The 14,820-nt window shown below is 65.0% G+C and carries 19 protein-coding genes; 9 read left to right on the top strand and 10 right to left on the bottom strand.

Features of this window, described 5'->3' with window-relative positions; genetic code table 11:
* Positions 1 to 12 precede the first annotated feature (12 nt).
* Complete coding sequence (locus AC5Y5W_RS12605) at positions 13 to 1,032, bottom strand: SDR family oxidoreductase (RefSeq protein WP_500009600.1); 1,020 nt, start codon at positions 1,030 to 1,032, stop codon at positions 13 to 15.
* Positions 1,033 to 1,144: 112 nt separating this feature from the next.
* Here AC5Y5W_RS12605 and AC5Y5W_RS12600 point away from each other — a divergent pair, with 112 nt between their 5' ends.
* A complete protein-coding gene (locus AC5Y5W_RS12600; RefSeq protein ID WP_500009764.1) occupies positions 1,145 to 1,759 on the top strand; it encodes a maleylpyruvate isomerase family mycothiol-dependent enzyme in 615 nt (204 codons plus the stop codon).
* Between the two features lie 13 nt (positions 1,760 to 1,772).
* On the opposite strand, the gene AC5Y5W_RS12595 is transcribed toward AC5Y5W_RS12600, so the two are convergent.
* The 4 genes from AC5Y5W_RS12595 to AC5Y5W_RS12580 all read right to left on the bottom strand — a co-directional run bounded on the left by AC5Y5W_RS12595 (position 1,773) and on the right by AC5Y5W_RS12580 (position 4,939).
* A complete protein-coding gene (locus tag AC5Y5W_RS12595) occupies positions 1,773 to 2,219 on the bottom strand; it encodes an anti-sigma factor antagonist (RefSeq protein ID WP_500009601.1) in 447 nt (148 codons plus the stop codon).
* A gap of 427 nt (positions 2,220 to 2,646) precedes the next feature.
* Positions 2,647 to 3,303, bottom strand: a complete 657-nt coding sequence (locus AC5Y5W_RS12590; protein WP_500022311.1) for a DedA family protein — start codon at positions 3,301 to 3,303, stop codon at positions 2,647 to 2,649.
* Between the two features lie 26 nt (positions 3,304 to 3,329).
* On the bottom strand, positions 3,330 to 4,121 hold the full coding sequence (locus AC5Y5W_RS12585; protein WP_500022310.1) for an SGNH/GDSL hydrolase family protein: 792 nt from the start codon (positions 4,119 to 4,121) through the stop codon (positions 3,330 to 3,332).
* Complete coding sequence (locus tag AC5Y5W_RS12580) at positions 4,121 to 4,939, bottom strand: Cof-type HAD-IIB family hydrolase (protein WP_500022309.1); 819 nt, start codon at positions 4,937 to 4,939, stop codon at positions 4,121 to 4,123. The genes AC5Y5W_RS12585 and AC5Y5W_RS12580 overlap by 1 nt, the downstream gene beginning before the upstream one ends.
* A gap of 50 nt (positions 4,940 to 4,989) precedes the next feature.
* On the opposite strand from AC5Y5W_RS12580, the gene AC5Y5W_RS12575 reads away from it, so the two are divergent.
* Positions 4,990 to 5,775 (top strand): IclR family transcriptional regulator, encoded by a 786-nt coding sequence (locus AC5Y5W_RS12575; protein WP_500022308.1) that lies wholly within the window; start codon positions 4,990 to 4,992, stop codon positions 5,773 to 5,775.
* Positions 5,776 to 5,852: 77 nt separating this feature from the next.
* Here the strand turns inward: AC5Y5W_RS12575 and phtC are convergent, their stop codons facing one another.
* Genes phtC through AC5Y5W_RS12550 form a run of 5 tightly spaced genes read right to left on the bottom strand, consistent with a single transcriptional unit; the run spans position 5,853 to position 9,385 of the window.
* Positions 5,853 to 6,569: a 3,4-dihydroxyphthalate decarboxylase gene (phtC, locus tag AC5Y5W_RS12570; protein WP_500022325.1), complete on the bottom strand. Its 717-nt coding sequence runs from the start codon at positions 6,567 to 6,569 to the stop codon at positions 5,853 to 5,855.
* Positions 6,563 to 7,354, bottom strand: coding sequence for a 3-(cis-5,6-dihydroxycyclohexa-1,3-dien-1-yl)propanoate dehydrogenase (hcaB, locus tag AC5Y5W_RS12565; protein ID WP_500009606.1), 792 nt, complete (start codon positions 7,352 to 7,354; stop codon positions 6,563 to 6,565). The genes phtC and hcaB overlap by 7 nt, the downstream gene beginning before the upstream one ends.
* Positions 7,351 to 7,581, bottom strand: coding sequence for a dihydrodiol dehydrogenase (locus AC5Y5W_RS12560; protein WP_499885983.1), 231 nt, complete (start codon positions 7,579 to 7,581; stop codon positions 7,351 to 7,353). Before AC5Y5W_RS12560 ends, hcaB begins: the two co-directional genes overlap by 4 nt.
* Positions 7,578 to 8,102: a 3-phenylpropionate/cinnamic acid dioxygenase subunit beta gene (locus AC5Y5W_RS12555; protein WP_500009608.1), complete on the bottom strand. Its 525-nt coding sequence runs from the start codon at positions 8,100 to 8,102 to the stop codon at positions 7,578 to 7,580. The genes AC5Y5W_RS12560 and AC5Y5W_RS12555 overlap by 4 nt, the downstream gene beginning before the upstream one ends.
* A complete protein-coding gene (locus AC5Y5W_RS12550) occupies positions 8,099 to 9,385 on the bottom strand; it encodes an aromatic ring-hydroxylating dioxygenase subunit alpha (protein WP_500022324.1) in 1,287 nt (428 codons plus the stop codon). The genes AC5Y5W_RS12555 and AC5Y5W_RS12550 overlap by 4 nt, the downstream gene beginning before the upstream one ends.
* A gap of 268 nt (positions 9,386 to 9,653) precedes the next feature.
* Between AC5Y5W_RS12550 and AC5Y5W_RS12545 the strand changes: the two genes are divergently transcribed.
* The 7 genes from AC5Y5W_RS12545 (at position 9,654) to pcaC (ending at position 14,814) form a co-directional block, all read left to right on the top strand.
* Complete coding sequence (locus AC5Y5W_RS12545; protein WP_500009609.1) at positions 9,654 to 10,598, top strand: Rieske (2Fe-2S) protein; 945 nt, start codon at positions 9,654 to 9,656, stop codon at positions 10,596 to 10,598.
* A complete protein-coding gene (locus tag AC5Y5W_RS12540; protein ID WP_500009611.1) occupies positions 10,595 to 11,080 on the top strand; it encodes a hemerythrin domain-containing protein in 486 nt (161 codons plus the stop codon). Before AC5Y5W_RS12545 ends, AC5Y5W_RS12540 begins: the two co-directional genes overlap by 4 nt.
* A gap of 63 nt (positions 11,081 to 11,143) precedes the next feature.
* The gene (gene pcaH / locus AC5Y5W_RS12535; RefSeq protein ID WP_500009612.1) at positions 11,144 to 11,881 is read left to right on the top strand and encodes a protocatechuate 3,4-dioxygenase subunit beta; all 738 of its coding nucleotides are present in this window, start codon (positions 11,144 to 11,146) and stop codon (positions 11,879 to 11,881) included.
* Positions 11,874 to 12,425, top strand: a complete 552-nt coding sequence (pcaG, locus tag AC5Y5W_RS12530; RefSeq protein ID WP_500009613.1) for a protocatechuate 3,4-dioxygenase subunit alpha — start codon at positions 11,874 to 11,876, stop codon at positions 12,423 to 12,425. Before pcaH ends, pcaG begins: the two co-directional genes overlap by 8 nt.
* On the top strand, positions 12,422 to 13,651 hold the full coding sequence (locus tag AC5Y5W_RS12525) for a lyase family protein (protein WP_500009614.1): 1,230 nt from the start codon (positions 12,422 to 12,424) through the stop codon (positions 13,649 to 13,651). Before pcaG ends, AC5Y5W_RS12525 begins: the two co-directional genes overlap by 4 nt.
* Positions 13,648 to 14,427, top strand: coding sequence for an alpha/beta fold hydrolase (locus AC5Y5W_RS12520; protein WP_500009615.1), 780 nt, complete (start codon positions 13,648 to 13,650; stop codon positions 14,425 to 14,427). Before AC5Y5W_RS12525 ends, AC5Y5W_RS12520 begins: the two co-directional genes overlap by 4 nt.
* The gene (gene pcaC / locus AC5Y5W_RS12515) at positions 14,428 to 14,814 is read left to right on the top strand and encodes a 4-carboxymuconolactone decarboxylase (protein ID WP_500009616.1); all 387 of its coding nucleotides are present in this window, start codon (positions 14,428 to 14,430) and stop codon (positions 14,812 to 14,814) included.
* Positions 14,815 to 14,820 lie beyond the last annotated feature (6 nt).

Raw genomic sequence — 14,820 nt, 5'->3', positions numbered from 1 at the left:
GCAGAAGTGATTTCAGCGAAGCTGGCGCTGACCCCAACTCGATGCGGCCAGCAAGCTTGCCATTAGTCCGGCGCCGAGCAACGAACGTCGATGCCGGGTGGCCCAGAATTGCGGACTGTGGCCGTGGGCCTGGTCGTCGAACACACCATGCGCGCCGTGATCTTTACCCCCCGGCCCGTCGACGGGCTCCCAGAGATTGGCCGGCCGATCCGGCCCGACTTTCTGATCGGTTTGTTGCGAGTCATATCCAGTCCGGGCCAGATAGCGGTCGAGCAGCGCAGGCGCGAACCGTTGTCCGATGATCGTTCCGACCGTGCTCGCCCCGACCCAGTACTGCTTGCGGCGTGGATGGTCGAGCGCATGCAGGACGCCGCGCGCGGCGACTTCGGGTTGGTATATCGGCGGCACCGGCTGCGGGTGCCGATCCAAACGCGAAAGCACCCAGGAGAACTGCGGGGTGTTGACCGCAGGCATCTGCACGACGGTGATCCGCACCTTGCTCTTCTCATGCATCAATTCGGTTCGTAGCGATTCGGTAAAGCCGTTGATGGCATGTTTGGCGCCGCAGTACGCCGACTGAAGCGGAATTGCGCGGGCGCCCAGTGCAGATCCCACTTGCACGATGACTCCGGAGTTCCGCGGACGCATCCGCTGCAACGCGACCATGGTGCCGTACACGAAGCCGAGGTAGCTGATCTCGGTGACCCGGCGGAATTCCTCCGGCTTGATCTCGGCGAAGGGCGCGAAGACCGAGCTGAAGGCGACATTGATCCAGGCATCGATGGGGCCGAACCGTTCCTCGACGCGTTGCGCGGCCTGTTGCACCGCGTCGTAGTCGGACACGTCGGTCGGGATCGCCAGCGCCTCACCGCCTTCCGCGCGCACCTCGGATGCCGCGCCGTCCAGCCCGGCCTCACCCCGTGCCAGCAGTCCGATGCGTGCTCCTCGCTTCGCGAGCAGTTGCACAGTCGCTCGGCCGATACCGGCGCTCGCGCCGGTCACCACGACGACGGGTGAGTTTTTGATTCCCATGGTCTTACGCTGTTCCGATCTTGTAGGACGAATCGTCTCCACAAGCACGCTTACCCCGGCCCGGGATCGGTAAACCAACTAAGGTCGTACTGCAATGACCGACGTGAGCACAATGCAGATGGCGTGCGAGGAACGCGACGAATTCGCCGACCTGCTCGCGGGGCTATCGCCGACGCAATGGGAGCAACCCAGCTTGTGCGCTCAATGGCGGGTCCGTGAGGTCGTTGCCCACGTGCTCAGCTATGACGAGCTGAATCGCTGGGAGTTGTTGCGGCGCTTCGTCAAAGGCCGCCTGCTGGTCAACCGCATCAACGCGATCGGCGTCGCTGAGTATGCGCGCCGCTCGCCCGAACAGCTCACCGAATTGATGCGCGCCTGCATCCCGCCGCGGGGCTTCACGTCGATGTTCGGTGGCATGGTCGCGCTCGTTGACGGCATGATCCATCAGCAGGACATCCGCCGGCCACTCGGTATCGCGCGCGCCATCGATTCCACGCGGATGCAAGCCGTGTTGGACTACGCCTTGCGCGCTCCCGCTACTCGTGGTGTGTGGCGGGCCCGAGGAATCCGGCTGGCCGCCACCGACCTGGACTGGTCGCACGGCAGCGGGGCTGAGGTAAAAGGCCCAGGCGAAGCTCTGCTGATGGCGATGGCCGCCCGCCCGGATGCCCTCGATCAACTAGCCGGACCAGGAAAAGAGCTGCTCGCTCAGCGCATACGTCGCTGACTCGCCCAGTGGTTTACCAGTCGGAGGACTCGCCAGGCGAGTTCGCCAGTGCCGTGTCCACGCTCTCGTCGACGGCTATCAGTTCGCCGAGCCCGCAGGCGACGACCAGTCGCGCAACCACTGGCTGGTTGCTGACCAGGCGGATCTCGACGCCACGCTCCCGGCTGCGCTCCGCTTCCTCGGCCAGCACTGCGAACGCGCAGCAGCCCATGAAGTCCAGGCCGCTGGTGTCGACCACAAGAGCACCTGGAGAACTGGCAGCAGCCGCCGCCTCGTTCAGCAGGTGCCGCCAGGTGTCTTCGTTGGAGGCGTCGACTTCGCCTCCGGCATGGACAATCACCGCGGATCCGCTGCGTTCGCTGGTGGTCCGCAATGTGCTCCGTGCACCGGCCAGTTCCGAGACCAGACGGCTGCTCAACATCAAATGACTGGACGATGCTTCTGCCGTGGCAAAACTCATGGTGAACTCCTCAAATCGGCGCTTCGCGCCGCGAAGGATGCCCGCCCTACGTGCCTGAAGACAGACCTCGTATTTTCTAGATTTCATTTTTATAACAGAGATTGCTCGGCATGTCTATGTGGGGTTGGTAAGAATCGGCTGGATTCGACCTGGATGACCCGACGTTCCGCAAATAAGGATCAATGTCCGGGTTCCCGGACGAATCTCGTCATCCGCGCGCGATGTAAATGTCGATTACATCTGTTACCAACAGCTCTCATTCGATAGCGACCATGCGGGGCGCGGGGCAGCATTGAGCGCCAACGGCCTGTTGCGGCTTGGTAGCAAACTGTCCGCCGGCAAGCTTAGACGCCTGTCACGGCGCAGGTGTCAGCGGCGCTCAGCATTGACAACGGAGTTTGCCAACGGACCGGGCGAAACCGTCGCCTCAAGCCGCCGTCTGGTCCGATTCTCGAGGGTTCTCGGCCTCGAATTCGGCGATTGCCCGGGCAGTGCGTTTGCGGAACAGAATCGCGGCTATGCCGCCAATCACGACCGCGACGACCAGAGCGATCCAGGAAAACCGCTGCAGCCAGCGCTCGGCTGCGACTCCGGCGTAGTAGATCAGCGCGGTGGTACCGCCGGCCCAGCACACGGCACCGGAAACATTGGCGACGAGAAAACGCGGATAGGGCATCTTCAAAGCGCCGGCAAGCGGCCCGGCGAAGATCCGCAATAACGCGATGAACCGCCCGAAGAAGACCGCGTGCGAACCCCATCGGGTGAATATCCGTTCGGCCAGGCCGACGTGTCCGGGGCCGAAATGGTGCGGAAACCGCCGGCCCAGCCAATCGAACAGGGGCATGCCGAACCGTCGGCCAATGGAATAGCCGATCGTGTCGCCGATCACCGCTCCGATCACCGCGGCCGCCCCGACGCCGATTGGGCTGACGGCCAATTCGTGGCGTGATGACATCAGCGCCGCGGTGACGAGCACGATCTCGCCGGGAAGTGGAATCCCCAGGCTCTCGATCCCGACCACGACGCCGACGATCAGGTACACCGTCAGCGGTGGGATCGAGTGCAGCAGGACATCCACCGTCATGCGATAAGGATGCCTGACCGGGGTGGTCAGCGGGCGCGGTGACGCGCTGTGACGTCATCGAGGTATGGACGTTTGGGTTGCCGTCCGTCGCCGGTAGAGCGACCGCGCAGCTGGCGCCAAAGCCAGGGCAGGAGCATGTTCTGTGTCCATCGCACTTGCGCACCGGCGCGCGCTGACAGCGACGAGCGCACCGCCATGCCGTCTGAGTTCGCCCAATCATGATTGCTCGAGGGCAGATTCAGGGCCTCTGCCGCGGCGGCCGCAAACAAGATATGGCCCTTGGTCGAGGCGTGAATGCGGTCCGCGCTCCAGGTGTCGAGGTTGTGCATGGAGGGGGCGGTGTACAGATCGACGAGCCCGAATCCATGGCTTTGGGCAGCGCTGCGGATGACGTCGTTGATGCGGGCCACTCGTGCGGCAAGCAGCCGGCCGACCGGCACGAGTTTGCCGACATCGGGGAAGGTCGTCGTCAGCACGGTAGCTCCCGACCCGGCCAACCCCGTATACAGCAGGCCCAGTTCGGCTAAGGCTTGATCAAAGGATCGTCCCGGCCGGGTGACGTCATTCATCCCAGCGCACACGGTGATCAGATCCGGCCGCATCGCCAGCGCGTGCGGTAGTTGGTCGTGCAGCACGTCACGGATCCGCCTGCCCCGCACCGCCAGATTGGCGTACTGCAATCCGGGATACAGGACGTCGATCCGGTAGGCCAGCCGGTCGGCGAACCCGCTGAGGCCAACCGTGTCGTCGCCGTCCCACAGTCCCTCGGTCTGGCTGTCGCCGATAGCCACGTACCGGCGGTAGCCGATGCCCGACATCACCCCATTGCTTCGGGCAAGACGAAGCGCTCGACGGCCTTGGCGAAGCCGTCGTTGTCGTTGCTGTCGGTGACCTCTTTGGCTGCCGTCTTCACCTTCTCGTCAGCGTTGCCCATGGCGATGGTCAGGCGCGAGTGCTCGAACATCAGGATGTCGTTGGGCATGTCACCGATTGTGGCGATCTGTCCGGGTGACAACTTGTACTGTGCGGCAAGGTATTTGGCGACCGATCCTTTATTGGCCTCGGGATGGGTGACGTCGAGGTAATAGGGCTGCGACGGCGACGCCGCGACGTGGTTGCCAAACCGGTCCCGGACCGCTTCGGTTGCCTTGTTGACTGCGTCGTGGTCGTCGCTGACCCCGACGAGCTTGGCGACCGACTCGGTGTGGTCCTTCGGGCCTTTCATCACCTTCGGCTCGAACTGGACCGTCTTGGATTCCCGATCGACATGCGAGCCATCGAGATCGGGAACATACCAATCGGCACCCTGATAGATCCACACGTCGAGGTCGAACGAGTTGATCACCTCCGCGATCGGTACCACGAGGTTTTCGGGGAGGACCTTTTGTTCGATGACGCTCATATCGCGCTTGACGAAGATGCCGCCGTTGAAGCCGGCGATGGGCGTTTTCAAGTCGAGCGGATCGATCAGCATCGCCATACCCTTGGGCGGTCGCCCGCTGGTGACGGCGAACAACACGTCGGCGTCGTATAGCTTGCGCACCGCGTCCACGGCCGCGTCGGTGAGTTGCTTCTGCTGATCTACTAGCGTGCCGTCCACATCGGCGAGCAGCAGACGGATCCGGTCAGTCGCCACGCGTCCCCATGATAGTCAGGATCGGCGTTATCGCAGGTACCGTCTCTGACATGCCGAAGAAGGCGAAGCCGACCGCCGATTCACTTGCGCCGCAGTATCCGATCGAGTCGGTGGACAACGCGCTCAAATTATTGCTGCTACTAGGGGACCAACCCCAGATCCGGCTGACCGACGCGACCCGGTATCTGGGAGTGGCATCCTCGACCGCACACCGGCTGCTGGCGATGTTGACCTACCGCGGATTTGTGCGCCAGGACCCGGTGTCGAAGGCCTACCTGCCGGGTCCGGCGCTGACCGGTGTGGCATTCGCGATCTTCGGCCGCATCGATATCGCCGGAACCGCCATGCCAATCATGCGCGGGCTCAGCGAACGATTGCGCGAGACAATCCATATCGGGATGCTCGACGGTGCAGTGGTGCGCTTCGTCGCCGCGATCGAAGGGCCGACGGCGGTGCGGGTTGCCTCTCGGTTGGGCCGCACCATGCCGGCGCACTGCACGTCGACCGGCAAGGCCATGCTGGCCCAGCTGTCACAACCGGAATTGCATCAGCTGCTGCCCGGCGAGAACCTGGAACGGATTACCCAGCGGTCGATCGCCAAGCGCACTGCGCTGGAAGCCGAGCTGTCCCGGATCCGCGATCAGGGCTACGCCGTCAACCAGGAGGAGAGCGAGGAAGGCGTTGCCTCGGTTGCGGTGGTAATACCGACTCGGGCGCCGGGTTTACGGCTGGCGCTCAACGCCGCAGCACCGCAGCATCGGCTGAGTAAACCGCAGTATGCATCGGTGGCGGCCACACTTGCCCAGGCGGCCAAGGAGATCGGCGAGCAACTCTGACCCGTCGAGCGTCGACTTGTTGCGGGCATTTGGCCAAAATTGCCCAACAACTCGACGTTCGGCGCCGACAAGGGTGCTTACCCGAGCCGCGCGACTTCGTGCCGCCAGGCCGCCTCGACGGTGAAGCCGGAACCCAGGTCGGGCAGCTCAGCCCAATCCCGGTCGTCGATGTCGTGCACGGTGCCGCCGGCGGAGCGCACGCGTAACGCCATCCGGGCCAGCGCGTCGACGCTGATCGCCTGCAGCACCGCCTGCTGCACGCTGGCGGCGGCACTGGTGATCCCGTGGCCGCGGCAGATCACCACACGCCGGCCGCGCATCGCGGCCACCATTTCCTTGCCCAACTGAGGGTTTCGGATCAGCACCGACCGTTCGTAGACGGGCACGCCACCGCGTGCGAGCCACGCGCCGGCAATGTCGTAAGCACCCCAGATCGGCCGGAGAACGATGCCGGCCAGATCGGCGGCGACGACGGCGGGCGGATGCAGATGGGCAACCGCTCGATGCCGCGCGTCGGACAGCAGGGTTTCGACGTGGATCGGAAGCTCGTTGGGCACTCGGTAACCGTCGAGTTCGGCTGCGGCGCCGGCGCTGCCGTCGAAGTGGATCAGCCGAATATCCTCCGGCCGGGTGAACGCCACCCCGATATCGGTGTCACTGCGGCAGCGGATCAGCAGGTGCTCGTCGTCGACGCGCAGGCTGAGATGGCCGAGGATGCCGTCGACCAAGCCGCGCGCCGCGGCCACCCGGCAGGCCTGCGCCACCAACGCGCGTTGCTCGTCGAGCGTCACGATGCCCCCAGACCCGATCCACCGTCCGGGTGGATCGTGTCGCCGGTGATGCCGCGGGAGCGGTCGGAGGCCAAGAACACGAAACTCCACGCGTGGTCGTGGCCGGAGAGTGCGACGTTCAGCGGTGTGCGCGCCGCCAAGTCGTCGGCTCGGCCAGGTGTGTCGTCGAGGCGGACATCCTGCAACCCGAGGCTGGCCGCCCCGCGGAGATCGGTGTTCAGCGTGCCGCCCGGCGCCACACCGTTGACTCGGATGTCCGGCGCCAGTTCGTGGGCGAGCGTGCTGACCAGTCCACGCACCGCGAATTTCGACGACACGTAGAGCACGCCACCACGGCCGGGATAGAACGACGATGCGGATTCGGCCAGCACGATCGACGACCCGGCGCCGGCTTTCAGCGCCGGCACGGCGGCCTTGACCGATTGCAGGTGGCTGAGCACGTTGGCCCGGAAGATCTCGTCGAACGCGGCGGGCAGGTCATCGGCGTCGAGGTCTGAGATTCCCCGGTAGAAGTCGAAAATTCCCACACAGTTGACCAGGGTGTCGAGTCCGCCGAACGCATCGACCGCGGCGGCGACCGCGCGTTCGTTGGCGGCACGCTCGATCGCGTCGCCTTCGACCACCGGCACCTCCGGGCACTCCTGGCGCAGGGCCTCGCACTTGCCGTGATCGCGTTCCAGCACAGCGACTTTGGCACCCTCGGCACGGAAAGCGTCGACGACGGCTCGTCCGATGCCCGATCCGGCGCCGACGACCAGGGCACGCTTGCCGTCCAACCATCCCGTCATGGTGTCGGCCCCTCGTCCGGAAGCAGCGGTCCATGCGTCGTGCCGACCATTGCCTCTAACGTGCGGGTGTTCTGGCGCGTCAGGGCTTCCAGTTCAAGTGCATCCAGGCTGATCGACTGCCCGGATTTGGGTGCGGTGACCAACAGCCGTGACCCGTTGCGGGTATCGACGCGACGCACCTGCACTTCGGTGAATTCGTTTGCGATGGTGAGGGGTTCATCGGTCACAGGAACACCGCCAGATTCTGCATCCGCAACACCGACTCGTCGACCATGATGGTGCGCCGTGCCAGTTTCCAGCGCTCGCCGTCGCGGCGCAGTACGTCCGTGCGGCCGCAGGACACCAGCGCCGCTTCGTTGGCATCACCGCGGCTGCGGAACAGCAGCTCGGCGGATTCGACGACCACATGATCATCATCCTCGCAGGCGAACGTGCGAACGTTGGTGATGTAGTGCCGCAGCCGTGACGGCGGATCCTCGGTCCAGGCGTGCTCGGTGTGGAACCGGGCCACCCGACGGCTCAGTGAGTATTTGTCCTCGTCGAAGTGCGCCATGCCGGGCGAGGTGTCGAACCCGGCGCCCAGCGCGGTGGTTACCCGCACCGGCATCAGGTAGACAATGTCGTCGGCCAAGGTGTCCAGCCATGCCTCGTACTGTTGCGCGTCGAGCAGGTAGGCTTCGTCAACCAGGAACTGGTGGGCCTGCAGGTGCCGAAGGTCGTTGAACGGCAGGGGATGTCGGGCGGTCATACCGTCTCCAGGTGATCGGCCCACAGTTGCAGTAATGCGCGTTGGTTGTTCTCGTTGTAGCCGACTTGGGCGCGGCCCGGCCCGTGAAACGCAGCGGCGGGCAGTGTGTCGACCACGGGGCGGTCATCGGAGAGCAGACCCATCCGGCTGTTCAGCAGCAACCGGCGCGCCATCGTGCCGCCCGCAGTGGTGGTCAGCGACACCCAGTTCTCCACGTCGTCCTGTTCGAACATGCCCGACGACCCGAAGCACATCAGGTAGGCCTTGTAGGAATTCTTCTTGTACTCCGGCGGCGCCGCCGAGTCCACCGCGAACCACGAGTACACCTCGGTTTGGTTCGCGCTGATCGGCTGCCAGAGCCGAATCGAGATGAACGGCAACACCGATTCGCCATCTTCGACTTTGGGCCAGTTGTGCACGAAACTCAGGTTGGGAAAACACGAAGCGGCCGAGATCATGAACCCGTCCTCGCCGACGACCTGTTGGTGGCGCGACGACCACACGTCTTTGATCCGGCCGATCATCTCGTCGGGGTATCCGACGTAGCGCATCCGTTCGTCGAAAGGGCCCGGCGGGAGTTTGTAGGTGGTTCCACCGCCCCGGCCGGCCCAGTAGGTGGCGCCGTCCTTACGCTTTTGAGCTTTGGGCTCACGGAACAGTCCGATCTCGACGATCGAGGCATGGGTCTGCGGGGTGTGATACATGTCGCCGGCGAAATTCTCCGCCCCGATCTTCCAGTTCGCGTTGATCCGCCAGCGTTGCGGGCCCCGCAGTTCCAAGCCGTGGCGGCTCTGCTTAGTGTAGAAGTCCAAGTAGAACCGGAAGTCACCCAGGAAGTCCTCCAGCGGTTCGGCGTTGGGATCAAGGTTGATGAAGATCAAACCGTTGTAGCTCGCCAGATTCGGTGCCGGTAACAGGGTTTGACCGCTCTTGAGGAACCCGTCGTCGCCGCCGTAGGCCTCGCGGTGGAACGGCAGACCGGTGAGCCGGCCGTCGTTGCGGTAGACCCAACCGTGATACGGGCAACGGAAATTCGAGGCATTGCCCATCTCGGCGCGGCACACCTGCATCCCGCGGTGTAAGCACATATTAAACAAGGCCCGCACATCGCCATCGGAACCACGGGCGATGATGAATGAGTCTCCCAGCACCCGCCGTACCACGTAGTCGCCGTCCTGGGGGATCTCCGACTCGTGGCCGACGAACATCCAGGCGCGACTGAATATTCGGTCCTTCTCCAAAGCGAAGATGTCGTCGTCGTTGTAGATGTGGGCGGGGATCATCCCACGCCGAACGTTGTCGAAGACGTGGCTGTAGTCGGTCACCGGCCAACTCCCGTCGATGATCTGCTATGCAGAGAGCACTTCCGCTAATTAGAGAATGCCCGAACCGTGGGGGACGGTCAACGGAGCGCGGGCTGCGCGCTGGGAGCGTGAACAATCTCACATGAATCCGATCATGCGGTTCCATGAATCGTGCAAGCTGGGCATATAAAGCTATAGTCCGTAACAGAGCGGGGATAGACACCGCAAATGAGGAAAGGCTGAGGTCATGGTTCAGCGGTCAAAGGTGGGCACCCGAACGCTGTCCTTCATCGGGCGGCAGGACTGGTTGGATCGCCCCAGTTACCGGTTTGAGCACATGCTCGGCTTTGCCTACAACGCGCTGGGCGGCGCCCGGGACCGGATTTCCAACGCACTGAACGGCGTGTGGCTCGGGCATCCGGTTCATCCGCCATTGGCGTCGCTGACCAGCGGAGCGCTCGGGACGACGGTGGCGCTGGATGCGCTGAGCGTGCTACCGGGCCGACCGGCTTCCGAACTGGTGGACGCATCGCGGTTTGCGCGACGCGCGTTGGGTCTGGGGATTCTGGCGAACATCGCCTCCGCGGTCACCGGTGTCACCGACTGGCAGCACACGCACGAGGAAGACCGCCGCGTCGGAGTCGTACACGGTCTGCTGAACGTCGTCGCGACTGGGCTGTACGTGAAGTCGTGGTCGGATCGCCGACGTGGCCGGCACCTGCGCGGAATTGCCATCAGCGCAGTGGGTTACGGCATCACCGTGGGCAGCAGCTACCTGGGCGGTGCCCTGGTGTTCGAGTCCGGAATCGGCATCGATCAATCCGGCCAGCGGTTGCGCACCCGCGACTGGATGCCTGTGCTGCCGGCGACGTCGCTGCAGAACGGCAAGCCGCAGCGAGTCGAGATCGACGGGGTGGGGTTGGTCGTGTGCAAGACCGGCGACGACGAGGTGTCCGCCTTCGGCGAGTTCTGTCCGCACCTCGCTGCGCCGATGGCCGACGGTTGGGTCGATCGTGGGCGAATCGTATGTCCCTGGCACGGTTCACGATTCGACGTCGACTCAGGGGAGGTGCTGCGCGGCCCGGCGGCGGCGCCGCTGCCCCGCTATCAGGCGCGGATCAGCGACGGAATGATCGAGTTGCGCGGCGACGCACAACATCCGCTCGAGGCGGGAAGGGGAGTGGCCAAGTGAACGCCTACACAGTGCTGCAGGACCACCACAAAGTACTCAAAGGCCTGGCGGCCAAGGTCAGTGCGGCGCCGGCAGGGACCGCGGAACGGCAGGCCATTCTCGACGAGATGTTGGTGGAATTGGATATCCACTTTCGCATCGAGGACGACATCTACTATCCGGCCCTGGCGGCGGCCAGCAGGTTGATTGCGATCGCGCACGCCGAACACCGCCAAGTCACCGACCAGCTCGCCGTGCTGCTGCGCACGCCGCCGACCGCGTCCACCTACGAACTCGAATGGGAAACGTTCAAAACGGTCCTGGAGGCGCACGCCGACGAAGAGGAGCGCGACATGATCCCGGTTCCCGCATCGGTGCACATCACCGACGAAGAACTCGCGGCGCTGGGCCGCAAGATGGCATCGCGCATCGAGCAGCTGCGTGGCTCCACTCTGGAAAAATTGCGGGTGAAGGGCAAAGCGGCGCTGCTTCGCGCGATGTAGTCGCGCGGCAGTCGAGCCCCGCCCCCGGAGGACAGCCGGGCATTGCTAGTAGCGTCAGCCTCTATGAGGGCTGCACCGGAGCACCTCGCGTCCCAGGATGACATCACGGCGGAGATCGCCGGCGTGGCGGCCGGGGGCGCGGAAGGACCGCAGCCGCGACTGAACTACCCGCCGTATCGCAGCAGCGCCCTGCGCCATCCGCAATCGCCGTTTGTCCGCATCGATCCGGAGGGCGTCGAGCGCGCGGCGCCGTGCTTCGGCTACCAGGACGTCGACCCCGGCGATGCCGACCTCACCGCCGGTGGTGCCGGCGAGCCGATCGGCGAGCGCATCATCGTGACGGGGCGGCTGCTCGACACCGCGGGCCGACCGCTCACCGGACAACTCATCGAGATCTGGCAGGCCAACGCCAGTGGCCGTTACAACCACGATCGTGACCAACACCCGGCGTCGATCGACCCGAACTTCATCGGGGTGGGCCGCTGTCTGACGCAGTCCGACGGCACGTACCGCTTCCTGACCGTCAAGCCGGGCCCGTACCCATGGCGAAATCACCACAACGCTTGGCGACCGGCGCACATTCACTTCTCGGTTTTCGGCACGGCTTTCACCCAGCGCCTGGTCACTCAGATGTATTTCCCTGGGGACCCGTTGTTCGGGTTGGACCCCATCTTCCAGTCCGTCCTCGACCCCGCCGTCCGACAACGTCTGATCGCCGCCTACGACCACGAGCTCACCCAGCCCGAATACGCCACCGGTTACCGTTGGGACATTGTGCTGGAGCACAGCGAACATGAGTGAATTGGCTTGCACGGCAGGGCAAACAGTCGGACCGTTCTTTCACTGCGCGTTGCCGTATGTCGGCGACAACCGATTGGCCGACGATGCCGACGCCATCCAGTTGCACGGCGTGGTCTTTGACGGCGCCGGTGTCGGCATCCCCGACGCGCTGGTCGAACTGTGGCAGCCGGCCCCGGACGGCAGCATCGTCTCGCAGCCCGGTTCGCTGCGTCGCGACGGCGCGACATTCACCGGCTGGGGACGATGCGCGACTGACGAGGCCGGGCGCTACACCTTCACGACCCTGACACCCGGATCGGTAACCGCCGGACGTGCTGCGTTCTTCGCGATCACCGTCTTCGCACGCGGGTTGTTGAATCGGTTGTTCACCCGGGCCTATTTGCCGCACGGTGACCTGGCCGCCGAGCCGCTGCTGTCAGTGGTCGACACCGCGCGACGAAATACCCTGTTGTGCTCCGTGGAGCCGAGCGGATACCGTTTCGACATCCACCTGCAAGGCGAGCACGAGACGATTTTCCTGGCCTACCACAGCGATAACGGATGACGAACCTGCTGTGGCCGGGTGATCACCGCGCCGGTGCCCTGATGACTGACGAGGCGTTGCTTGCGGCGATGCTCGCGGTGGAATCGGCCTGGCTGAACGCACTGACCGCCGCCGGCCTGGCACCGGGCGAGGCAGCCGACGCCGATCTGGGCCAATGGGTGGGCTCGCAGGACTGCGAGTTGCTCGCCGTGACCGCCGAAGAGGGCGGCAACCCGGTGATCGGGCTGGTCGCACTGCTGCGTGAGCGCGCCGCTCCGGCCCTCAGTGCCTGGATCCACCGCGGCCTCACCAGCCAGGACACCCTGGACACCGCCCTGATGCTGGCCGCCCGCGATGTTGCCGATACCCTGAAAACTCAATTCTCCGAGCAGATTTCGACACTGTCTGCTCTTGCGGAGAAGTATCGGGCCGCACCGATGGTGGCCCGCACGCTAACCCAGCACGCCGTGCCAACGACATTCGGCGCCAAGGTGGCCGGGTGGCTCGGCGGCGTGGTCGAGGCGTATCGGGGCCTCGGCGCATTGACCTGGCCGGCCCAGATCGGCGGTGCCGGCGGGACACTGGCGGCGACGACCGAGCTGGCCACCTTGGCCGGAAGCGCAAACGGCCCCGCGCAGGTCTCCATCCAGTTGGCGCAAAACACCGCAGCGGCATTGGGATTGGCGGCCCGAATGCCGTGGCATACCACCCGGGCGCCGATCACCGCGTTCGCCGACGCCCTGGTGGGATGCACTGACGCGTGGGGCCATATCGCCTCGGATATCGTCACGCTGGCCCGTCCCGAGATCGCCGAGTTGAGCGAGCCTACCGTCGGCGATCGCGGCGAATCGTCGACCATGCCGGGCAAGCGCAATCCCGTGCTGTCCATCTTGCTCCGGCGCACTGCATTATCGGCGCCACCATTGGCCGCGACCCTGCACATCGCCGCCGCCCTCGCCCACGACGAGCGCCCGGACGGGGCGTGGCATGCCGAATGGGACACGGTGCGGACGTTGGCCCGCCGCACCGTCGTCGCCGCCGCCCAGTGCAGCGAACTGCTTGCCGGGTTGGAAGTCCACCCAGACCGCATGGCCGACAACCTCGACGGCGCCGACGTATCCGGCGAACAAGGAGCGATCGCAGATCTGGTCGAAAGCACCCCGTCGCCAACCTATTTCGGTACAGTAGATTTCTTGATCGATGACAGCCTGGACCGTGCGCAACGGCTTCGCGAGGAACGACGTTGAGTACGCCTGCCATCCGCGGATGCCACCTCGGCGGCTCACCCGACCTGCCGCCGCTGGTCGTCGGTCCGTCGCTGGGCACATCCGTGGTGACGTTGTGGTCGGCCGCGGCCCGGCGTCTGACGGACAGCTATCAGGTCATTGGCTGGGATCTACCCGGCCACGGCGCCAGCCCGCCGCCGCGGGGCGCCTTCACGATCAGCGAGTTGGCCTCAGCCGTCGGCAAGCTGGTGGATCACACGGTGGGCAAGCGACCGGTCACCTATGCCGGTGTCTCGGTCGCCGGCGTCGTCGGACTGCAGTTGCTGCTCGCGCGCCCCGAACGCATTATGTCTGCTGCGCTGATCTGCACAGCGGCAAAAATCGGCGACCCGGACGACTGGCACTCCCGAGCCCAGGTCGTCCGTAGCGGCGGAACCGGCGAAGTGGTGTCCGGATCTGTCCGGCGGTGGTTCGCTCCAGGCTTTTTCGAGCGTGACCCGGGCTCGGCGCGGGCGCTGCTGGACGCGTTGCGGGAAGTGGATGACGACGGCTACGCGCGAACCTGTGAGGCGCTGGCCGAATTCGATGCCCGCGGTCGGCTCGGTGAAATCGACACACCGATTGTCGCGGTCGCCGGGGCCGCCGACATCGCCACTCCGCCCGATTCGGTGCGCTTCATTGCCACCAATGTCAGCCGTGGCCGGTTCGTCCAGGTGCCCAACGCCGCGCACCTGGCTCCCGCCGAGCAACCCGGACGTATTGCCAAAGTTCTTTCCGCGCTGAGGAAGTGGAGATAGATGGCCGGGGCCAGTGACCGCTACGCGAACGGGATGGCAGTGCGGCGTGAGGTGCTCGGCGAACTCTACGTCGAACGCGCCGACTCGCAGATCACCGACTTCACCCGCGAGTTTCAGGCGTTCATCACCGAATTCGCCTGGGGCGCGATCTGGACGCGACCGGGCCTGGACCGGCGCAGCCGTTCACTGATCGCGCTGACGGCCCTGATCGCTCGTGGGCGCGACGAGGAACTGGCGGCGCATCTCCGGGCGGCGCTGCGCAACGGGTTGACCCGCGATGAGATCAAAGAAGTGCTGCTGCAGACCGCCGTCTATTGCAGCGTGCCAGATGCCAACAGCGCTTTCCGCATCGCCCAGCGCGTGTTCGACGAAATCGACGCTCAGTGACGCGGA

This window comes from Mycobacterium sp. NGS51 (genome assembly GCF_059812525.1).
This window is presented reverse-complemented; position numbering and strand designations above follow the sequence as displayed.